20 protein-coding genes are annotated in these 22,468 nt (G+C 37.2%); 6 read left to right on the forward strand and 14 right to left on the reverse strand.

Annotated elements, in window-relative coordinates; translation table 11 throughout:
- Positions 1-21 precede the first annotated feature (21 nt).
- Both MKY49_RS20115 and MKY49_RS20120 read right to left on the reverse strand, forming a co-directional pair.
- On the reverse strand, positions 22-753 hold the full coding sequence (locus MKY49_RS20115) for a hypothetical protein (protein ID WP_312507136.1): 732 nt from the start codon (positions 751-753) through the stop codon (positions 22-24).
- Positions 746-2,083, reverse strand: coding sequence for an AAA family ATPase (locus tag MKY49_RS20120; protein WP_312507135.1), 1,338 nt, complete (start codon positions 2,081-2,083; stop codon positions 746-748). The genes MKY49_RS20115 and MKY49_RS20120 overlap by 8 nt, the downstream gene beginning before the upstream one ends.
- Positions 2,084-2,232: 149 nt before the next feature.
- Here MKY49_RS20120 and MKY49_RS20125 point away from each other — a divergent pair, with 149 nt between their 5' ends.
- From MKY49_RS20125 to MKY49_RS20140, 4 genes are all read left to right on the forward strand, one after another.
- The gene (locus MKY49_RS20125) at positions 2,233-2,679 is read left to right on the forward strand and encodes a hypothetical protein (RefSeq protein ID WP_341386978.1); all 447 of its coding nucleotides are present in this window, start codon (positions 2,233-2,235) and stop codon (positions 2,677-2,679) included.
- Positions 2,680-3,214: 535 nt separating this feature from the next.
- Positions 3,215-4,963 carry a methyl-accepting chemotaxis protein gene (locus tag MKY49_RS20130; RefSeq protein WP_274794656.1) on the forward strand — a complete coding sequence of 583 codons (1,749 nt, stop codon included), beginning with the start codon at positions 3,215-3,217 and terminating at the stop codon, positions 4,961-4,963.
- A 131-nt stretch (positions 4,964-5,094) separates the two neighbouring features.
- A complete protein-coding gene (locus MKY49_RS20135; protein WP_341386979.1) occupies positions 5,095-8,262 on the forward strand; it encodes a non-ribosomal peptide synthetase family protein in 3,168 nt (1,055 codons plus the stop codon).
- A complete protein-coding gene (locus tag MKY49_RS20140) occupies positions 8,259-8,915 on the forward strand; it encodes a 4'-phosphopantetheinyl transferase family protein (RefSeq protein WP_341386980.1) in 657 nt (218 codons plus the stop codon). The genes MKY49_RS20135 and MKY49_RS20140 overlap by 4 nt, the downstream gene beginning before the upstream one ends.
- Positions 8,916-8,972: 57 nt before the next feature.
- Here the strand turns inward: MKY49_RS20140 and MKY49_RS20145 are convergent, their stop codons facing one another.
- The 5 genes from MKY49_RS20145 to groES all read right to left on the reverse strand — a co-directional run bounded on the left by MKY49_RS20145 (position 8,973) and on the right by groES (position 14,221).
- On the reverse strand, positions 8,973-9,983 hold the full coding sequence (locus tag MKY49_RS20145; RefSeq protein ID WP_274794659.1) for an ABC transporter substrate-binding protein: 1,011 nt from the start codon (positions 9,981-9,983) through the stop codon (positions 8,973-8,975).
- 10 nt (positions 9,984-9,993) lie between these two features.
- Entirely contained in the window at positions 9,994-10,755 is a 762-nt protein-coding gene (locus tag MKY49_RS20150) for an ABC transporter ATP-binding protein (protein ID WP_312507132.1), read from the reverse strand.
- A 4-nt stretch (positions 10,756-10,759) separates the two neighbouring features.
- Positions 10,760-11,809, reverse strand: a complete 1,050-nt coding sequence (locus MKY49_RS20155) for a FecCD family ABC transporter permease (protein WP_445928418.1) — start codon at positions 11,807-11,809, stop codon at positions 10,760-10,762.
- A 367-nt stretch (positions 11,810-12,176) separates the two neighbouring features.
- The gene (groL, locus tag MKY49_RS20160; RefSeq protein WP_322606721.1) at positions 12,177-13,808 is read right to left on the reverse strand and encodes a chaperonin GroEL; all 1,632 of its coding nucleotides are present in this window, start codon (positions 13,806-13,808) and stop codon (positions 12,177-12,179) included.
- Positions 13,809-13,936: 128 nt separating this feature from the next.
- On the reverse strand, positions 13,937-14,221 hold the full coding sequence (gene groES, locus MKY49_RS20165) for a co-chaperone GroES (protein WP_054612084.1): 285 nt from the start codon (positions 14,219-14,221) through the stop codon (positions 13,937-13,939).
- Between the two features lie 170 nt (positions 14,222-14,391).
- Between groES and MKY49_RS20170 the strand changes: the two genes are divergently transcribed.
- Complete coding sequence (locus tag MKY49_RS20170; RefSeq protein ID WP_341386982.1) at positions 14,392-15,156, forward strand: CPBP family intramembrane glutamic endopeptidase; 765 nt, start codon at positions 14,392-14,394, stop codon at positions 15,154-15,156.
- 90 nt (positions 15,157-15,246) lie between these two features.
- On the opposite strand, the gene tatC is transcribed toward MKY49_RS20170, so the two are convergent.
- The 3 genes from tatC to MKY49_RS20185 form a co-directional block, all read right to left on the reverse strand.
- Positions 15,247-16,071 (reverse strand): twin-arginine translocase subunit TatC, encoded by an 825-nt coding sequence (gene tatC / locus MKY49_RS20175; protein ID WP_274794665.1) that lies wholly within the window; start codon positions 16,069-16,071, stop codon positions 15,247-15,249.
- 17 nt (positions 16,072-16,088) lie between these two features.
- Entirely contained in the window at positions 16,089-16,274 is a 186-nt protein-coding gene (locus MKY49_RS20180) for a twin-arginine translocase TatA/TatE family subunit (protein ID WP_008176991.1), read from the reverse strand.
- A gap of 166 nt (positions 16,275-16,440) precedes the next feature.
- Positions 16,441-17,076, reverse strand: coding sequence for a redox-sensing transcriptional repressor Rex (locus MKY49_RS20185; RefSeq protein WP_274794666.1), 636 nt, complete (start codon positions 17,074-17,076; stop codon positions 16,441-16,443).
- A 251-nt stretch (positions 17,077-17,327) separates the two neighbouring features.
- Here MKY49_RS20185 and MKY49_RS20190 point away from each other — a divergent pair, with 251 nt between their 5' ends.
- Complete coding sequence (locus tag MKY49_RS20190; protein WP_274794667.1) at positions 17,328-19,268, forward strand: ABC transporter ATP-binding protein; 1,941 nt, start codon at positions 17,328-17,330, stop codon at positions 19,266-19,268.
- A 432-nt stretch (positions 19,269-19,700) separates the two neighbouring features.
- Here the strand turns inward: MKY49_RS20190 and tsaD are convergent, their stop codons facing one another.
- The 4 genes from tsaD to tsaE are packed head-to-tail and all read right to left on the reverse strand — an operon-like array spanning position 19,701 to position 22,315.
- Positions 19,701-20,717 (reverse strand): tRNA (adenosine(37)-N6)-threonylcarbamoyltransferase complex transferase subunit TsaD, encoded by a 1,017-nt coding sequence (gene tsaD / locus MKY49_RS20195; RefSeq protein ID WP_274794668.1) that lies wholly within the window; start codon positions 20,715-20,717, stop codon positions 19,701-19,703.
- Positions 20,717-21,169 carry a ribosomal protein S18-alanine N-acetyltransferase gene (rimI, locus tag MKY49_RS20200; RefSeq protein WP_274794669.1) on the reverse strand — a complete coding sequence of 151 codons (453 nt, stop codon included), beginning with the start codon at positions 21,167-21,169 and terminating at the stop codon, positions 20,717-20,719. Before rimI ends, tsaD begins: the two co-directional genes overlap by 1 nt.
- The gene (gene tsaB, locus MKY49_RS20205) at positions 21,162-21,869 is read right to left on the reverse strand and encodes a tRNA (adenosine(37)-N6)-threonylcarbamoyltransferase complex dimerization subunit type 1 TsaB (RefSeq protein WP_274794670.1); all 708 of its coding nucleotides are present in this window, start codon (positions 21,867-21,869) and stop codon (positions 21,162-21,164) included. The genes rimI and tsaB overlap by 8 nt, the downstream gene beginning before the upstream one ends.
- Positions 21,866-22,315 carry a tRNA (adenosine(37)-N6)-threonylcarbamoyltransferase complex ATPase subunit type 1 TsaE gene (gene tsaE, locus MKY49_RS20210; protein ID WP_274794671.1) on the reverse strand — a complete coding sequence of 150 codons (450 nt, stop codon included), beginning with the start codon at positions 22,313-22,315 and terminating at the stop codon, positions 21,866-21,868. Before tsaE ends, tsaB begins: the two co-directional genes overlap by 4 nt.
- Between the last annotated feature and the right edge of the window lie 153 nt (positions 22,316-22,468).

Raw genomic sequence — 22,468 nt, forward strand, 5'->3', positions numbered from 1 at the left:
ATCTATATCAGTCACCTGTTTTTATTGTCCATTCGTTTTAATCATTTCAAATAGTAACGGTACATTCGTCCCTCGTTGTAATGAATGGCAGCCTTCCATCAAAAATGACCAACTTTTTTTTATTTTTTCCCTATAAGGAAGCTCTGCACTAACCGGGAGGTAAGCACCTAAATAGTCCTCAATTGTGCCAGACAGATTGTCGATAAACTCGTCTGCTTTTTGTATTTTTTCTGTTGGAATTTCATTGCGTTCATCCCATAGGACATGCTCTAAATTCGTAGAAAAATAAAATAATTGATAAGGTACTTTCATTCGATTAATGCTAAAGTGGTCATTGGCTATTAAAATTTTAGCATTCTTTGCTTTCATATCATTGCGTTGTTCAATTTGCTCTTTACGCTTTGCCGTTTTTACTAAAATAGCGTCCTCCGTATAAAACAGACTGTGCTCAATATTCTCATCCACTTTGACACATTCTGGTGCAATAAAGCAGCCATCTGCATCTGTAATATGAACGACAGCAGTTAAGTCATTTGCTAAAAACTTATATTTTTCAAGATAGCTCTGAATCACCCTTACAACACTGTTTTTAATATTCGGTATACGTTTATGAGCATCCCACTTTGTCAAAATATCTTCGCGTTGCACATCAAAACGTATGGTTGAATTAGCAAAATGAGCATCTAAATAATCCTCTAAAATGATTTGCTCTGTCTGTCCTTCCACAATGATCAACAATACCTTTTTAGTCATGCTGAACCCCCGCTTTACGAAAGGCACGTTTTATTTTAAATGTTTTAGTTTCTTTATAAACCTCTTCATCCTGTCCGCCAAGTTGGATAGCACGCAGATAGACGTCTCTAGCATTATTCACTTCTTTAATACCTTTAAGCTGGATATAGCGGTGATGTTCATTTGTCGTTGTGAACCATAAATTTTTAATAGCTAACACCTCTAACACACGTAGATTATGGGATGTAAAAATAAGTTGTCCTTTTCCACCCTCATCTATCACTGTTAACAACTCACCCAACAAATATTCAAAAACACCTGAATCTAACTCATCAATAACGACACAAGCATTCGGATTATTGTATACGGCAATCAAGACACTAAGAACAGAAATGATCTTTAATATCCCCTCTGATTCTGTTCGTAGTGGTAATTCCCGTTCCCCGCGCTGTGATAAAAACTCAAACCGTATTCCCGGCTCTCCATTATCCATCATTTGTTTTGTAATCACATTAATTTTAATGGTCAGTCCAGGAATAATAGCTGTTAAAACACGATTACTTTGCTCAATTACTTCACACAAGGCATAGAATGCATCCTCTGGCAATATAGCTGGTCCATTTAAATCATAAGGAATTAGACCCCTCGTTTTCTCTAAATGTATACTAAATGGCATGATACGTTCTTCAAATAATGGTGCAATATTATGATTATTAACAACATGTAAATCTCTACTAAAATCAACAGCAATATTTTGCATGAGCTCCATTTCTTGCTCTGAAAGTCGTTCCTGTAATAAAGGCTTTAAATCTTTATGGAATAAAAAAGACGTATAACGCTTTCTTGCTATCTGTTGAATAACGAGTAACTGAATACGTGCCTGTTCACTCAAATCTGTTAGTCTTAATTTACGGATTTGTACATCCTTCTCTTTCGCAGCAAATAAAACTTTTGAACGCTTCCCTTTAGCATTTTCTCGATAAGAGAGTCGTTCCAGCGTCGTATATAGTCGATGCTGATCCTCCTGTAGCTCTACATAATAATCCACAAAAAAAGTACCGTATTGGTTTTCAACTAAAAACTCAACATGAATGCTGGCTGTATGCTCCCCTGCTAAAATGAGTCGCTTCTCTTGTGAAGGTAACTTCCCTTCAGTAAACCAACCTGATAACAGTGTTTTCAATATACCGAATGCATCCACAATGGTTGTCTTTCCTGAGCCATTTTGTCCATAAAGCCCTACAACAGTTGCTTGAAAAAATGTCTCAAAATTTACTGCGAGTTTAATTTCCCCATGTCGTACATTACGAAGATTTTGTATGTTCATTTTTTTTATTTTAATGATTGCCATTTGCTAAACATCCTTTTAGCTTTTTTCCCTATTATAATGAAAATTGTTATATTTTATAACAAATTTGATTTAAACAACTTCTGGCCAAAAGCCTATAATAAAAATCGCTCTAGGCATATGTTAGAAAAAATGAAGAAAGGTGTGTTTAATTGGTTTATCCTAGATTAGCTCCAGAAGATTTCAACAGTCAATTTCGCCCTGGTATGAAAATATGGGTGACTCTCCCTACAGGCACTTACTCTGGTACATTAATTCGAACATTTGGAACTGGAGGAAGAACTGCAGAAATCCAACTTGATAATGGTCAAATAGTGACTGTTGATGTTAGTCAAATAACTGCAGCAGGTACAGGAACACCACCTGGAGGCTCCTACCCTCCACCATACCCTTATCCATACCCATCACCTTATCCACCACAACCTTACCCACCACGTCCGTATCCACAGCCATCCCCATCACAACCTTATCCACCAATGCCATATCCACCGCAACCATATCCGCCACGTCCTGGGGGCCAATATCCTGGTTTTCCACCACCATTAATACCAGGACTTCCGAATATACTACCAGGTAACTTTGGTAATCCACGACCATAATAACAACTAGAAAGGCTATTTCTTTGTTTGCTGAATAAAGAAATAGCCTTTTTTCATTTTATCCCGATAATAAAAAAATATGGAAAACTATAATATTTCCAAGCACAAGCAATAATCAAATAAGTACAAAAGACCTATAACGAAATTAAAAAAAGGGATTACAGCCAATGTTTTTTATTCAAGTGAAATTGGCTCAGTTTTGAGCATACTTCTTTTTTGTACTAGAAATCACCCTACTTTTCGTAAAAATACATCCTACGATATGAAATAAATAGACAATTGAACTAAAAATTTATATTTATCTTTATTAAACCAACCTTTAAATAGGAAGTTTTCTGGGTTGTGAATCAATTTTTTTGGCAGTATAGTAGTTTAATGTTGGGGGATAAATAGATTATTTTGCATTTATACATATTTTGAGCGTACTTTAGCTTCTACGAATAACATCAGGCTCTAAGTATACAACACATTTACTGAATTATCCATTTATAGTTTTTGCATGAAATATTTGTTATACCATACTAGGAGGAAAAACATGAAAAAACGCAAGAAGCAACATATGTCCATAAGTAAAAAATTAACTGCGATAATGGTAAGTATTTTATTATTATTTGGATTAGTTACTTTAGGTCTTTCTTATTATATAGTACGAAACAGTAATTTAACAGACATGGATCAATCACTATCTGACAAAGGCATGATATTAGCAAAAACCATTGATATCGATACATTACGATCCATATTAGATAATCCATCAAAAAATAACTCTGATGCCCTTCGTTTAACAAGTGAAATGGATGCGATCAATGAAAACTCTGATAGTATTACCAATCTATATTTAATTACAGTTAATGGGGAGAATATTAATGCTCCTGTTCTTTCATCTAGTATATTGGAATTAGGAGCTGAGTATAATCAAGATATGATTGCCATGGGGCTATCTCCAGATTTCCTAGCAAGAATCAAAGAAATTTTTAATACAAAAAAAGCAACGGCTACTGACATTTATAGCGATGAATTTGGTAGTTACAAAACTGGTCTTACACCTATATTAGATGAGGATGGTAACATTTTAGCTGCTTATGCCATTGACTATGATGTATCCAGGGTAACTGCAAAAGCAATGTCTGAAGCACTCTGGACATTATTAGTAACTGTTATTTTCTTAATTGGTTCATCCATTGCTGTATACAGTCTTTTAAGAAAAAAATTAACACCTATTCAACAACTGTCCCTACAGTCTAAAAAAGTAGCAGAAGGTAATTTAGAGCTTGACCCATTACCAGTTACATCAGCGGATGAAATCGGAACACTTACACAAAACTTTAACTCTATGATTGAAACTTTAAAGAATGTTATTAAAAGCACAACAAATGTTTCTGCACGTGTTTCAAACACTGCTAATGTATTATCTGCCAATATGCAGGAAGCAACTGATTCTTACAATAATGTAGCTTCTTCTATGCAAGAAATTGCAAGTGGTGCTGACCTCCAAGTTCAAAAGGCAAAAGAAAGTACGATTACAATTGAAGAAATGAGTATAGGAATTCAACGTATTGCAATGACTTCCAACGAAATTTCGGAGTCCTCGATCTTAGCATCAGAGGAAGCTGAAAGAGGCAATGAATCGACAAATAAATCCGTCTCACAAATGAATGCTATTAGTAAAGCGGTTAATCAGTCTGCTGCTTCTGTCAAATTGCTTGGTGAGCATTCTAATAAGATCGAAGAAATTGTTGGGATTATTACAGGTATTGCTTCTCAGACCAATTTACTTGCATTGAATGCAGCTATTGAAGCAGCACGTGCTGGAGAAGCTGGTAGCGGCTTTGCAGTGGTAGCAGACGAAGTCCGTAAGCTTGCCGAACAATCTGAGGCATCTGCAAGAGAGATTTCTACCCTTATTTCTCATATCCAGCACGATACAAATGAATCGGTCAACATCATGATTCATGCTGTGGAAGAAGTAGATCATGGAATTGTCATGATCAATGATTCAGAAAAATCATTTAGTCAAATATTAACTTCCATTCATCATGTGACAGGTCAAATTCAAGAACTCTCTGCCACAATTGAGGAAATGGCAGCTGGTATGGAAGAAGTGACGTCCGCTGTAAAAGATATGGAAGAGTTCTCAATCAATTCTAAAGATAATACAAGAGCTGTAGCAGCAACGTCTGCTTCTCAGCTGAACACGGTACAGCGAGTTTCTGAAGAAGCTCAAGTCTTATCCGAGTTATCTGACGAATTATTAAATGTTGTTCATACTTTTGTAGTGAAATAAAAAACGAAAGGGCTGCTCTTATAAGGAGGTTGATGTCCATTAGCTCCCGCAGAGAATTCATTCTGTGGAACTAATACATCAAACACTCCTTCATAAGTGTCTGCCCTTTTCTAAAATAGGAGTTGTCATAATTGAATACTAAACATAATTTTGATGTACACCCATCGCATAATCATACGTACTCTTTTGAGCCACAAAGTTTTCCATCCGATCGTATTCAACTTTTAAATGAAGAAGATTTACGGGCATACAAAAAATTGAATCAAACAATAGCTGACTACGATAAAGATGCAACAATACCTGACGTATTTTATCAGGCTGCACAACAGTTTGCTGAACGAATTGCATTATCATATGAGGGTGGCAAATTGACATACCGTCAGCTAAATGAACAATCCAACCAAGTCGCTCATATGTTAGTTGCAAACGGTCTTCAAAAAGGAAATCATGTGGCAATTTTTATGGAGCGTAGTAAAGAAACTGTCATTAGCTTACTCGGTGTCCTAAAAGCAGGTGGAGTGTATGTTCCTATAGATCCAAGCTATCCAAAAGAACGTTGTCAATATCTATTAAACGATACAGGTGCTCCATATATCTTAACGAAAAGCGAATATATAGCTTTATTGAACGATTTCATACATAGTGATTCTCAAAAACATACCGTGTTAACTGTAAGCCAATCAGAGAACGGCTATTCACAGGAAAATATTCATTGTGAATTACATCCATCTGATTTAGCTTATATCATTTATACATCTGGCTCAACAGGCAAACCAAAAGGTGTTTTGCTTAAGCATGGAGCTGTTATTAATTTAATTACAGATAATCAAAGAATCTACCATTCAACGGAAGATGATGTTTTTTCTCAATTTATCTCTTATAGTTTTGACCCTTCTGTCACAGAAACTTTTACTGCTTTCTTTTCAGGAGCAAGACTTCATATGCTAACAAGTGTAGAGCGTCTATCGATTGAAGCTTTTGCTGAAATGATTAGTCGTGAGCAAGTAACAACTGCCACTATACCAAATGCTTTCTTTACACAACTAGCGACACATTTACCTAAAGAATACCGAACAAAGCTAACTACTCTAAATTATTTATCTGTTGGTGGGGAAGCCCTACTGCCTGCTATTGTTCAAAAATGGCAGGAAAAATTCGGGCTATCTACAGAGATTATTAATGTGTATGGGCCAACTGAATGTACAGTACTGTCTTCCTATTTTAAAGTAAAGAGTCAGATAACAGACATGCAATCTAGCATCCCTATTGGTAGACCTGTCGCTAATTATGAGATGTATGTTGTAAATGCAGAGGAACAGCTTTGCCCTGTTCATGTAACAGGAGAGTTATGTATTGCAGGTGTTGGTTTAGCAGCAGGTTATTTACATCAGCCTGAGAAAACGGCTGAGGTCTTTGTTCCACATCTATTGAAACCAAACGAAAAAATGTATCGAACAGGTGATTTAGTTCGCCTATTGCCTAGCGGTAATATCGAATTTGTCGGACGTAAGGATTCACAAATCAAAGTAAGGGGCTTCCGTATTGAGCTTGGAGAAATTGAAACCGTATTAAGTAATCATCCAAGCATTCAAGAAGTCGTCATTATTGCAAAGAAAATGTCTGATGGTAATAATCATTTATTTGCCTACTATACGGTAGCAAGTGGTATGCAGCTTGACGAAGATATGTTAAGAGATTACTTAGCGAATCTTTTACCTGATTACATGGTGCCTGAGCGTTTTATGGAATTACCTGAAATGCCTCTATCTCCTACAGGAAAAATTGATCGAAAACAATTAGCCTCACTGGAAGTAACCTTATCAAGAAGCACTACATATATTGCACCAGAAAATGATACACAGCGTATGCTAGCTGCCGCATGGGAGTATGTGCTAGGTATCGAACCAATAGGTATTCACGATAATTTCTTCCACATTGGGGGACATTCTTTAAAAGTATTGGAAATTCTTGTACAAGTGAAAAAGCATATACCATTCTTAAAAATCCAGGACTTTTTCCAGTATCAAACAATTGCGGAGCTCGATCAATATATTCTTAGCTATCAGCCTGAAGCTGTTGATGTTCAGGAAAATGCAGCTCCAATTATTTTCAAGGATCTTATGGAACCAAGCCCGTTAGAAGTCTCACAAACTGCGAAACCATTGCCAATGACTTCCGTATTATTAACAGGGGCCACAGGTTATTTAGGTAGCCATGTATTATACGAGCTGTTAACTACAACTGCTGCACATATTTATTGTCTTATTCGACCAAGTGCTCATGTAACAATTGAAGAAAAGCTAATAGACAGTATGCAATTTTATTTTGGCAGTGCTTTTGCTGATCAGATAAAAGGCCGTATTACTGTTATCCAAGGCGACTTAGGAAAGCAACGCCTTCAATTATCTGATGCCGATGAACAAAAGATAATGGAAGAAATCACTACCATCATTCACTGTGGTGCAGATGTACGTCATTTCGGTGCGACTGACCACTTTAATAATGTGAATGTTAACGGTACTCGCTATTTGCTGGAAATAGCCAAAAAGAAACCAGGTGTACATTTCCATTACATATCAACAATTGGTATTCCAGAGGAGTTAGCTGCCCTTCAATGGGGACCAAATGAAGAAAAAGGGAATTTTAATTACGACGTGAAATTGGATAATGTTTATACACAAAGTAAGCTAGAGGCAGAAAATCTTGTTCGAAATGCGGTTCAAGATGCAATTCCTGTTTCCATCTATCGTGTAGGTAATTTAAGCTGTCATTCTGAAACGGGAAAATTCCAACGTAATATCGATGATAACGCCTTTTACCGTATGATTAAATCAATGCTTTATTTAGGTAAGACACCTACGGCACAATGGCATGTTGACTTTACCCCAATTAATTATGCAAGTCAGGCCCTCGTTTCTCTGGCAGCACAATCAGCGGTGAATGGTCATGTCTTCCACTTATGTAACCCTGTGTCGATTACTTATTTAGAATTAATCGACACTATTAAGGAACTCGGTTATGACTTAACAATTGTGTCTACTCAGGAATATACAAATTGGTTATTAAATGGTGAGCATTCGAAAGATGTACAGGAATTTTTATCATTAGCTATTGCACAGCTTGAAGGTGATGGAGCAAGTGACTCACCGTTTATCTTCAATTGCAAAAAAACTCTAGAATTTTTAGCTAATACGAAAATTGAATGTGCAGTACCAAATACAGCTTTTATTCAAAGAATGCTTCAATACGGCATTGATACAGGCTACTTCCCTGAACCACAACAAGTCAACATAAGATGATTCAACAGGATATACAACTATTTGCCACGCCTCTAGGGCCTCAGTTAACACCATCAGAATGGGATACTTTCAGCAAAGTACTCCCTTCTGATGTGAAAAAAAAGCTTAATCATTACAAGCATTGGCAGGACCGTCAAAGAGCATTACTAGGTAAGACTCTCATCAGATGGGCTCTTCTTCCATATTTAGATGATGCCTTATTACACACGGCACAGGATGAACATGGTCGCCCTTATATTGCAGGCCATCCCCATTGGCAAGGTGATTTTAATCTTTCTCATTCTGGTGATTGGATTGTGTTAGCCGTAACACCTAGTGGGCGAGTAGGCATCGACGTTGAAGAAATAAAGCCTGTGAGTAAAGAGCTCATGCACTATGCACTTTCCAAGGCAGAGCAACAATTAGTCTCTCATCAGTCTCACCATGTTTTTTATGAGCTTTGGACTTTAAAAGAAGCATTCTTTAAAACAGGCCTATTGCCGAGTCGTTCACCCCATTTGCTGGATACGGTTGATATTAAAAGAACAAGAAAAGACCTTTCAACACAGTTATTTTATCTCGATCCACTACACCCTGTATCTATATGCTGGAACAACGTATCCTCCACTATAAAAACCACAAAGTTAAATAGAGAGCAGCTTCTACAGAGATAACAAAAAAGCTATCCCATCATGTCCTTTATTCGACTCTCAGGGATAGCTCTTTCAATATTATTTAAATAAGTCAGGATACATTTCCTTAGCTAAGGCTTCCATTCCATCAATTGTGTTATAGCCATAACCGAACATATAATTATAATCTACAATGTACATTTGTTTATTTTTAATAGCCTTCATGCTTGAAAGTTTAGGATTAGCATAAATTTCTTCACGTACTTTTGTTAAATCAGAGCCATCCCAGTTAGGAAGAATTAATACATCTGGATCTGCTGCTATTAGTGTTTCGACACTTACATCACCTGTTTCATCTTTAAAAATATTCTCTAGCTTAACCATTTTGAATGCATCATTAAAGAATGTTTCATCGTGTGCTGGAAAGACAAAAAGCTCTTTTGGATCATTTGTATGCAAATAAGCAAATGTTTTCTCTTCTTTAATGCTTTCTAATTTTGAAGAAATATTTTGTTGTCTCCCTTTTAGTTCTTTAATAAAGCTATCCGCCTTATCTTGCACATTAAAAATTTCACCAATATTTTTGATATCATTGTAAATAGAATCATATGTACCACCTGTTACCGACGACTCTAAAACAAATGTTTTAATGCCCATTTCATTAAGTGAATCTACTGTACCTACTCCCCATTCAGCATTATCAAATAAGCCTCCGCGGCCAAATACTAAATCAGGGTCTGTTCCTAATGTAACCTCTTTGCCAACATATTCATCGCTTAAAATAGTCAGTTTAGCGTATTCCCCTTCCACAGATTTATCTACTGCACCAAAGTTTGCTCCAACACCAACAATTTTATCGCCCAATCCTAAATGTAATAATAATTCTGCAGCTGGACGTGTATTTGCCATAATTCTTTCAGGTGCTTTATCGAATACTTGATCTTTCTTTTCCCATGTTGATCCACCCTCTGTTTTTGAAAAGTTTTCAACTGTCAGCGGATAATGATCTCTAGCCTGTGTTTCCTCAGCTATATTTTTGGATGTGTTACCGCAAGCTGTTAATGTTAATAGCGCCGCTAGTCCGATTCCTATTAGTAGTTTTTTCTTCATCTTGCTCCTCCTATAGTCCATAAGCAAAACCTAATCCATTCGTCACTGGATTCGTAAACGTTTTACACTTTATATGATATAAAGCTTCTATTGTTTCTGGTGTTAAAACATCCTCTGGTACGCCATGTGCATAAACTTCGCCATCTTTAACTGCATAAAGATAATCACAGTAATGTGCTGCCATCTCTAAATCATGGAGCGCCGCTAATACACCAATGTTTAAACTTTTCACGCAGGATAGTATTTCAATTTGATAGCGAATATCTAAATGGTTTGTCGGTTCATCTAAAATCATAAATTGAGGCTGCTGAGCAATTGTTCTGGCTAAAATAACACGTTGTTTTTCACCTCCAGATAATGAAAGAAAACTACGTCCCTTATATGCTTGTAAATTCGTGCGTGTTAATGCCTCTTCCACAATGTCAAAATCCTTTTGATTATCTGACTCTAGCATTTTTTTATGGGGTGTTCTGCCTAACATCACCATTTGCTGTACCGTTAAATCAAAGTGCATTTCATTGAATTGCCCAACAACACCCAAGTGCTGTGATATCTTTTTTTCGGGACTTTTCAAAACATCTAAATCATCTAAAAAGACCATTCCTTTTTGTGGCACAAGGCTTTTATAAATACTTTTTAATAAAGTTGACTTTCCACATCCATTTGGTCCGATTAAACCCACAAATTGCTGCTTATTCACGTGAATCGATATGTTTTTTACAATTTCCTTTTTGCCAATCTTTACTTCTATTTCTTTTGCTACTAATTCCATTGCTCTACCCTCCGAAGTTGTAACCTTTTTTTACAATCATATAGATAAATAATGGTGACCCAATGACAGAAGTAATGATGCCAATCGGTAATTCAACATTTTGGATTAATGTACGAGACAGAATATCTGCCCAAATCATGAAAAGGCCTCCTAAGAGTAATGTCCCTAACATTAATCGTTTATGATCTGCTCCGAAAATACCTCTCGTAATATGGGGAATAATTAAGCCGACGAAGCCAATCATACCTGCATAAGCGACCATTGTTCCTGTAATTAAAGAAGTTAGAATCATATATAATTTACGATAAACACTTAAATTGATACCTAATGTAATAGCTGATTCATCCCCAAGTAGCATCGTATTAAGCACTCGATGCTGGAACAAAAATAAGGTAGCCCCGAGTACAATCACAATGGTTAAAATCGGTGTTTTGTCCCAACTGGCAGAAGCTAAACTCCCCATCGACCAAAATGTAACTGTTTTAATGCCCTCAGCATTATTCGCAAAAAAGATGATAAGACTCGAAAATGAACTACATAAGGCACCGATGACAACACCTGATAAAACGAGTTTTACAGATGTGGCTTTACCCCCTATGCTAGATAAGATAAGCACAGCCATAGAAGTTATCATCGCCCCAGCAAACGCACCAAAGGCCACACCAAACTGCGCTAACAATGCACTACTACCAAATCCAACCAAAATGGCAAAAGTTGCTCCCAGCGAAGCGCCTGAAGAAATACCAAGTATGTATGGATCAGCCAGAGGATTTTGCACAACTGCCTGCATAACAGTCCCACATATTGCAAGTCCAATCCCAATCAATAAGGCAAAAATTACTCGTGGCATTCTGACTTGTAAAATAATATTCAAGTAGGATTCACTATCCACATTGTCAAGCGAGCCTAGCCTTCCATTGGTTATAGCATGAAGCAAAATATCCATTGATTGCTTAAAAGGAATACTAACCTGTCCTATTGATACAGAATAAACTGCTGAGACTATAATGGAGCCGATTAAAAGTAAAATAATAACATAATAAATAGTACCCATCCCTATTCTGTTAGCTTCCTGTTTATCCAAAATTTCACCTCTACCTATAAAATTAATCATTATTGATAACGATTATCATTATCAATATGTATTGTAAGTGATAATCTATTGAAAAACAACAGGAAAATTATTTTCATAGTTTTCAACATCATTCTTAATCGGTTCAATAGCAACGCTATTATGCTAGTAAAAAACCAGTTCCCAACTGAAGCATTGAGAACTGGTTTTACATCATATTTTGAGATATAATTTCCCACGGAAGAAAAGCAAAAAAATAGAAGCTCCTCAAAAGTTTTCACAACTAATGAGAAGCCTCTACTAATTCACTATGTTTAGCCTTACATACCTAACGAAAGGGGTAAGGTTCTTACATCATTCCAGGCATACCGCCCATACCGCTCATATCTGGCATTGCTGGTGCTGCTTCAGGGATATCAGCAACAACTGCTTCTGTTGTTAAGAATAATGCTGCAACAGATGCTGCGTTTTGTAGCGCTGAGCGAGTTACTTTCGCTGGGTCTACTACGCCTGCCTCTACCATGTTTACCCATTCGCCAGTAGCTGCATTGAAACCAATGCCCACTTCTTCACGTTTTAGGCGATCCACGATGATAGAGCCCTCTAGACCAGCGTTATTAGCAATTTGGCGAACTGGTTCTTCTAAAGCACGTAGAACAATTTTCACACCTGTAGCTACATCGCCTTCTACAGCTTCAGCTGCTTTTTCCACAGCACCATAGACGTTAAGAAGAGCTGTACCACCACCTGATACGATACCTTCTTCAACAGCAGCACGAGTAGAGTTAAGCGCATCTTCAATACGAAGTTTACGTTCTTTTAGCTCTGTTTCAGTTGCAGCACCAACTTTAATGACTGCTACACCACCTGCTAATTTTGCAAGACGTTCTTGTAATTTTTCTTTATCGAATTCTGAAGTTGTTTCAGCAAGTTGTGAACGGATTTGAGTAATACGTGCTTCAATTGCGTCTGCACCGCCTACACCTTCAACAATTGTTGTGTTATCTTTTGTCACAACAACTTTTGCTGCACGACCAAGTGAAGAAATATCAGCTGATTTTAGGTCTAAGCCTAATTCTTCTGTAATCACTTGCCCACCAGTTAAGATAGCGATATCTTCTAGCATTGCTTTACGACGATCACCGAAGCCAGGTGCTTTTACTGCTACAGCATTAAATGTACCACGAAGCTTGTTCACTACAAGTGTTGCAAGAGCTTCACCTTCAACATCTTCAGCAATAATTAACAGTGGACGACCTTGTTGTACCACTTGTTCTAATAATGGTAATACTTCTTGGATGTTTGTGATTTTTTTATCAGTAATTAAAATGTATGGGTTATCAAGAACCGCTTCCATTTTATCTGTGTCTGTTACCATATAGTGTGAAGCATAGCCACGGTCAAATTGCATACCTTCTACTACATCTAATTCTGTTGTGAAGCCTTTAGACTCCTCGATTGTAATAACACCATCGTTACCAACTCGCTCCATTGCTTCAGCAATAAGTTGTCCAACTTCATCATCAGCAGCCGAAATAGCAGCGACTTGTGCAATTTCTTCTTTATTGCTTACAGGACGAGAAATCGCGTGTAATTCTGTAAGTGCAGCAGCAACTGCTTTATCAATACCTTTACGGATACCTACAGGATTTGCACCAGCTGTTACATTTTTCAAGCCTTCACGAATAATTGCTTGTGCTAATACTGTTGCTGTAGTTGTACCATCACCCGCAATTTCGTTTGTTTTAGAAGCAACTTCTGCTACTAATTTTGCTCCCATGTTTTCATATGGGTTTTCTAGCTCGATTTCTTTTGCAATTGTAACACCATCATTTGTAATTAGTGGTGAACCGAATTTTTTTTCTAATACAACATTACGTCCTTTTGGTCCTAATGTTACTTTCACTGCATTCGCTAATTTATCTACACCTTGTAACATTAATGAACGAGCGTCTTCTGAGAATTTAATATCTTTTGCCATGTGAATTTACCCTCCTGAAATGGAATATTCGTTAAGCTTCTTCAATATATTTATATCAATTTCACCTTATTGTCACTTATGTTAAGAAACAATAGGCAATCACCTTACTTAAGGTGCTTTACATGTTCTTATTCAATAATTGCAAGGATATCGCTTTCGCGTAAAATTAGGTATTCATTACCTTCAAATTTAACTTCTGTACCAGAGTACTTAGAGAAAATAATGTGGTCGTCAACTTTAACGTCAAGCTCTACACGTTGTCCGTTCTCTAATACACGACCTGTCCCAACTGCTACTACTTTACCCTCTTGTGGTTTTTCTTTTGCAGAGTCAGGTAGTACAATACCGAATGCAGATTTTTCTTCTACCTCGATTAGTTCAATTACAATACGATCTCCTAGTGGTCTTAACAAGTGAAACAACCTCCTAATAATAAATAATTGTTTAAATTTATTAGCACTCTATCTCAATGAGTGCTAACACAATTATTATGATAATCAATCGCTCTTTTTTTTGCAAGTCAGAACTTCGAAAAATTTTGTTTTCTTTCCATATTCCTCTACAATAGAAAGGAAGCATATAAATGGAAAGGATTTTGATTGTGACTAATTCTCAAAAAATAACGAAACATAAAAAAACAGCGCTGTATGTTTTGCTGATTTATATTCTTATGCAGATTTCAAGCAGATGGCTGCTCTTACCGTTCCATAAGCTCGTTATGAAGATAACTGGTCTAGCTTCTGAAAAAGCGGCCCCCATTACGCAAGGCTGGTATATTGCCCTTAGTTTTGCTGTTGCACTCATTTTGAGCTTAATCCTTACATCTCGTGATAAAGCCTTTTGGAACATTTATCAAGGAAAAAAGGAAACGATACCTCTCACGATTGTTTGGGGGATCATCGGCTTCTTCCTGGTGTTCTTTGGTCAAATGATTGGTGCCGCCATTGAAATGGCTGTTTTTGGTATCGAAGGAGGCTCCCAAAATACCGCAGATATCGTTGCTATAGCAAAAGGAGCTCCTATTGCTATATTAGCAATTGTAGTATTTGGGCCCATATTAGAAGAGTTTGTTTTCCGAAGAGTTATATTCGGTTCGCTTGTCCAAACAACAAATTTCTGGGTGGCCGCAATCGTAAGTGCTATATTCTTTGCGATTATCCATTTCGACTTCTCTCATATCTTGCTTTATACTATTTGTGGTTTAATCTTTGCCTTTTTGTATCACAAAACAAAACGTATTTGGACTTCTATTATTGCACACGTCATGCTCAATGGTTTTGTAACACTTGTACAATTCTATGCAGAACCATTGCAAAAGTTTCTTCAAGAACTAGAAAAAATGCAATAATTTTTTGTAAAGCTATGTAAATTTATTGAAAAAAGGAATTGTAACAAAAAAAAAGCTCGATGCCTTTATTTTGGCATCGAGCTTTATTTATTACTGTTGATTGAATTCTTCTATTTGTCTTCTTTGCTGTTCAAGTGCCTCTTCAATCTGACGCTTTTGCTCAGCTTCCTGCTCTTCTTTTAATCGGATCTCCTCAGATTTAAGGTATTTTTTATAACCAATCCGAGAAATCATAATACTAATTTCATACAAAATAAACAAAGGTACCGAAACCATTAAATGTGACGCCAGCTCAGGCGGTGCAATGATAGCAGCACAGACGAATAAAGCAAAGTATGAATATTTACGGATACGTATTAACAAGTCAGGATTTAAAAGCCCAATTCGAGAAAAGAATAATACAACAATTGGTAACTGGAAAAGGAAACCAAACGGTATTGTGAGCTTAAACAAAAATGTAAAATACTCATGTATACCAATGGTTTGCTGTATGTCTAAATCATTTGATAAATTCATCATGAATTTTATGACATACGGGAATAGCAAAAAGTATGAAAAGGATAACCCTGCGATAAACAATAAAAATGAATACGGTATATAGCTTAAGGTTGCTCTTCGTTCTACCTCCCTTAGTCCAGGGCTAATAAACGACCATAATTGATACATTAACACAGGCGATGAAAGAATAAATGCTATTAAAAATACAATTTGGATATAAATTGCAAGCGGTGTTACTACGTCAAATGCATGGAGCTCTATATTATATTTTGCTCCAGTAGCTTGAAGGTATTTTACAAGCGGCTTTGCGACGAAAAAACCGCCAGCCATAGCTAGAACAAAGAAAACGGCAACAATGAACAGCCGTTTTCTTAATTCTTCTATATGCTCAATAACAGTTAGATCTTTTGGATTCATTCCTCAAACATCCTAACTTACTTATCTAGTTCTTTCTTTTTCTTATCATCATCATCTTCGTCTGCTAAACCTTTAGTAGCATTTTTGAATTCACGTAGTGTTGAACCAAATGCCTTACCAAGCTCTGGTAACTTTTTAGGACCAAAAATTAGTAACGCGACAACTCCGATAATAATGAGGCTCATAGGACCAATACCACCCATTACAGCCACCTCCTCTTTATATCCATCATTTTAACGCATAATTCGCCATTTTGCTAACTAATTATATGTGAAAGTTTTTCGTCACTCTCACAGTTTTTACCGCCTTTTATTTACAATTTCTATTTGACAGAAACGGTGAACTACACTTAAAAAATATGTATAATTTTCACTCTTCCTGATTACGAATTAAATAAATAAGCGCTTGCAATTCTACCGATAAATCAATAGTTAAGAGTTGCATTCTATCAGGTACTGTTAACCGCTCTGGTGTAAAGTTCAAAATGCCCTTTGCATCCATTGCCGCTAAGCGATCTGCCATTTTTTGTGCAGAGCGTGGCGAAACGGTTAAAATGGCAAGCTCTGCGCCATACTCCGCATATTTCTCCTCCAATAAATCTGGATGAAAAACAGGAATATTGCTAATCATTTTGCCATCCTTAGGCGCTTTTGAATCAAAAGCTACGACAATATGGGTATTATGGTTTTTTTGAAAATTATATTTTAATAATGCACTGCCCAAATTCCCCACGCCAATTAACGCTACTTTTGTTGTTTCATGCTGATCAAGCGTCTGGCTAAAAAATTGTAATAGATGCTGCACATCGTAGCCATAGCCTTTCTTCCCTAGAGCACCAAAGTAAGAAAAATCACGGCGAATGGTTGCAGAATCTATTTTCATCGCTTCGCTCAGTTCCTTTGACGATATACGTTCCATACCTTCTTGTGCAAAGTTTTGAATAAATCGATAGTACAGAGGAAGTCTTTTTGTAGTGGCTTGTGGAATTTTTAATTCTTGTTTCAAACTTTTTCCTCCTTACAATGTACCTCAGTCCATTTTACTTTATATAACTAATAATTTTAATACATTCATCCTGAACTATATACTAAATTTTTGCTTACCCTCTAGTATTTCTCTTTAGTTAACGGCGCTTTTACGCAGCTAACTAAAAAGAAATCGTTTCAATCTTACATGACTGCTAGGAATAAGTAAAGCACCGACATTGCACGTAGATCGTTCATCCATTAAACTAAGGTAGAATTGAGGTGTCAAGAATGATTGTTTTACAGGTCAATCAACTAACAAAATCCTTTCTTGCAGATGAAATTTTAAGTGGCGTTAAATTAGAAGTTCAACACCGTGATCGCGTTGCCTTAGTAGGGCGAAACGGTGCAGGTAAATCGACATTATTAAAAATAATCGCTGGTCAAATGTCCTATGATTCAGGCGATATCATTATTCCAAAGGATATTCAGATTGGTTATTTAGAGCAGCATGCTGGATTAAATTCTACACTAACTATTTGGGATGAAATGATGACAATTTTCGAATCACTTTTAGCCCAAGAGCAAACACTACGCTCGCTCGAACAGCGAATGGCTGATCCTGCAGTATACGAAAATCCAACTGTCTATGCGAAAGTTATGTCTGAATACGATCAATTACAACATAATTTTAAGGATGCTGGTGGTTATCAATATGAGTCAGACATTCGCTCAGTACTTCATGGAATGCAGTTCTATCCAGAAGACTATGATAAACCAATTAGCTCACTATCCGGCGGACAGCGCACACGTTTAGCACTTGCTAAGCTCTTGCTTAGTAAACCTGATCTGTTAATTCTCGATGAGCCTACAAACCATTTAGATATCGAAACATTATCATGGTTGGAATCCTACTTAAAGAGCTATGAAGGCGCTATTTTAATTGTTTCCCATGACCGCTATTTCTTAGACCAAGTTGTTTCTATTGTCTATGAAGTATCCCGCCATCGTGTCACTAAATACACAGGTAATTATAGTGCTTATTTAGATGAAAAAGCTAAAAACTACGAACGAGATGTTAAGCTCTATGAACGTCAGCAAGACGAAAAGGCCAAGCTAGAGGATTTTATTCAAAAGAATATTGCTCGTGCCTCCACAACAAAAATGGCACAGAGTCGACGTAAAATGCTTGAACGAACTGAGTGGATGGATTCACCAGACGGTGATGAAAAATCTGCTAGTTTCGGTTTTACTATTGAAAGACAAAGTGGTAATGATGTTTTATCAGTTGATGATTTAACAATCGGCTATAATCTTCCTATTTCTAATGGCATCAACCTCCGAACTTTTCGCGAAGACCGGATAGCGCTTGTAGGTCCTAACGGGGTTGGTAAATCGACATTATTAAAAACAATTGTGAAAGACTTACCACCTATTTCAGGCGATATTCGCTATGGTACAAATGTACAAATTGGTTATTATGATCAAGAGCAAGCCAAGCTCTCAAGCAATAAAAGTGTCTTGAAAGAGCTATGGGATGAATGGCCGCTCATGAATGAAAAAGATGTTCGCACCGTATTGGGGCGTTTCCTTTTTAGTGGAGAAGATGTAGACAAAGTCGTATCCTCTTTATCTGGTGGAGAAAAAGCACGACTTGCTCTCGCTAAATTAATGTTGCAAAAGGCAAATTTTTTAATCTTGGATGAGCCTACAAACCACCTAGACTTAGATAGTAAAGAAGTGCTGGAAAATGCGTTAATCGATTATCCTGGCACGCTTCTATTTGTCTCACATGACCGCTACTTCATTAATCGGATTGCGACAAAAGTTGTTGAATTATCTGGAACTGGGTCATTTGAATATTTAGGTGACTATGATTATTATGTGGAGAAAAAACAGGAACTATTGGAGCTAGCTCAAATGAAGGCAGCTTCTCAACCACAAGTACAGCAAGACCTTCCTGATAAAACTTCCACCTCTAAAATTGATAAAGAAGCAAAAAAACGTGAACGTCAAATTAAACGTTCTATCGAAGATTTAGAAGGTAAAATGCAAGAAACAACAGCTATTGTTGAAAATCTAGAGGAAGCCCTTTGCAACCCTGCTATTTTCACTGACCATGAAAAAATTTCACAGCTACAAAATGAATTAGCCACTGCTAAAGAACAGCATGAGCTATTGGAATTAGAATGGCTTGAGTTGAATGAGGAATTAGAAAATATTAATATGTAATTTGATTTAAGCCATATGCCTTCACATATGGCTTTTTTCTTTACTCCTCTTTATTTTTCATATATATTGGTCAAGTGCTATTTTTCGACAAAAAATGCCCACAGTTTTATACACACTAAAAATCTAGTAATACCAACATATCAACAGAGTTTTCCACATTGTCCACAACCAAAATTTATTTTATCCACATATATTCACGTAAAAAGAGCTACTATATATTGAATAATCACAAGTTATGCACAAGTTATCAACATTTTGTGCATAAGTACGCGTGTTCGCTATTTAGTTCAGTACTTTACCTGTGGATAATTTTCTGAAAAATTTGTCAATTAAACTTAAATAGTACCTATTCTCTTAGCATCATTCTTATATTATCTACATATTTTCGACAATCAAAAAGAGATATCTAAAAAATAGATACCTCTTTCATCTCTACACCCAGGATTTTAACTCCATTCCTGGACGTCCATTCATCGTTAAATTTCCTCTAACGCCCGCTTCCAACATTGGCATAGCTGCAGCACCGATCATCGCCGCATTATCCGTACACAATTTAAGTGGTGGTACAAAAAACGGAATACCTTCCTTTGAAAATACAGCCTCTAATGAAGCACGCAAGCCTTTATTCGCAGCTACACCGCCTGCTGCAATGACCTGTTTCACTCGATATTGTCGAGCAGCTCGCAACGTTTTAGCAGTTAATACTTCTACAACACTTTCCTGGAAGCCTTTTGCAACAGCTGCAGGTGAAATGTCTTCACCTCTTTGATCCATATTATGTTTATAATTAATGACGGCTGATTTTAAGCCACTAAAACTAAAATCGTAAGAATCCTCTTCTAGCCATACCCTTGGAAATGGAACAGCCTCTTCGCCCTCATGAGCAAGCTGATCAATACGTGGGCCACCTGGGTAAGGTAAATTTAATACACGTGCCACTTTATCATAGGCTTCTCCAGCTGCATCATCTCGCGTTTCACCAATGACCTCGAAAGAACCATGTTCCTTCATATAGACAAGCTCTGTATGACCACCTGATACGACAAGTGCTAATAAGGGAAATTCCATTGGCTGAACGAGTGCATTTGCATAAATATGACCCGCAATATGATGTACACCAACAATCGGCAAGTTGTTTGCAAAAGCAAAAGCCTTAGCCGCATTAATGCCAATCAACAAGGCCCCTACTAGACCAGGACCCTCTGTAACAGCAACCGCATCTAAATCTTCTGGCTTTAACTTAGCTTGTGCTAATGCCTCTTCTATCACCATTGTAATTTGTTCGACATGATGACGTGAGGCAATTTCAGGTACAACGCCACCAAATCGCTTATGACTTTCTATTTGAGAAGCAACCACATTCGATACGATTTCATGTCCATTTCGAATGATTGCTGCTGCTGTTTCATCACAGCTCGATTCTATTGCTAATATCAATCCATTTTTCATTATAAATTCACCCACATGACAAGGGCATCCTCCCCGTTATCAGTATAATAGCCTTTACGTATGCCACCATCTTGGAACTGTAGCTTGCGATAAAGGTTTTGCGCAATGCTATTTGTCACACGTACCTCTAAAGTCATAACTTCCATTCCGTGTAAACGAGCTATTTGCATCGCCTCACGCATTAGCCCCTCGCCTATCCCTCGGCCACGTGCTGCTTCTATAACAGCTACATTTGTAATTTGGGCTGCATCTATAACCATCCACATGCCACAAAAACCAATAATAGTGTCATCTGCATCGATGGCTAATACATAGTGTGCATACTGATTTTCATGTACCTCATAGTAAAATGAATCTAGTGTCCATGGCACAGGAAAAGAAGCCACTTCAATTTCATAGACTGCAGGTACATCATCAGAGACCATTTTACGATAAGTTACAGTACTACTCATGTTCCTTCTCCTTCTGTTCTTTCAGCCAATTTGCCTCTGCTTCCGCAATACGTTTATATTGTGGGACAAAGTGATGGGTAGCTTCAACACTTGGAAGTTCCATTTTAGTCGCAACACGAATTACTTCCGCCGCTCGTGGCAAGTCAAGACTAAATGGTGCACGTACTGCTGTATCACCAAGAACTTCTACAATATTGTCCCAAAAAATATCTACATCTGTTCCCACAAACAAAATAGGTGCCTCTAATGCCTTCAAACGCTCTAATAAATCAGTGATATGTGTATGATAATCCTCGACAATAGCCTCTAATGCTTGGCCTTGATAAACGGCCGTATAGACATTGCCTCTTCTTGCGTCAAAAATTGGGCAAACCAACCCATTATATAAGGCGGCATTTGCAGCTAATGCCTTTAAACTAGATATCCCCACTAAAGGCTTCTGCAATGTCCATGCAAGGGTTTTGGCTAGCGTCACTCCTATACGGACACCTGTATAAGAACCTGGCCCTTCAGATACGGCAATTGCATCCAATTCGTTTGGTTTAATACCTACTCGAGCTAGTATCTCCTCAATAGCTGGCATCGCACCTGCTGAATGGGTTAATTTTATATTTTGTATCATTTCGGCCACCACTTTGCCATCCTTCACAACTGCAACAGAAAGCGGTGTATTCGCTGTTTCTATTCCTAACCAAATCATTTCATTAGCTCCTCACATAGTGCCTCATAGCGTTCCCCACGAGGTAATAACACAAAGCGTCGTTCATTTTCTCCGATTCGGTAAATCTCTATCGCCAAGCGATCCTGTGGCAAATCTTGTTCAATTAAATGTGCCCATTCGATCACTGATACCGCATCTCCATAAAACAATTCATCCCAACCAAGATCCTCATCACTTTCTGCTAACCGATAGACATCTAAATGATTAAAGGGTAACCTTCCCTCATACTGCTTAACAATCGTAAAAGTTGGGCTGTTGACTGTTCTTTTGACTCCAAGTCCCTTCGCTAAAGCTTTTGTAAATGTTGTCTTACCAGCGCCTAGATCCCCCTCTAATGTTATGGTGTCTTGCGCTTCTAGTAAATTTGCTAGCTTCACGGCAAAGCGTTCTGTATCATCAACTGAATTCATGATTATTTCATACATACTCTTTTTCCTCTCATCACTACATTACCTCTAGTTTACCTAAACTAGCGGAAATGTTCAAAGAATCCAATATGAATTATATCTTGCTGAAATGGTTCTAACTAAAGAAGCAATGTGTCTTGGCTTTGATATTGTGCTTGTAAGAAGGGTAAC

Origin of the sequence: Lysinibacillus sp. FSL M8-0134 (assembly GCF_038069745.1) — a bacterium.
In the GTDB taxonomy this organism is placed as follows: domain Bacteria; phylum Bacillota; class Bacilli; order Bacillales_A; family Planococcaceae; genus Lysinibacillus; species Lysinibacillus irui.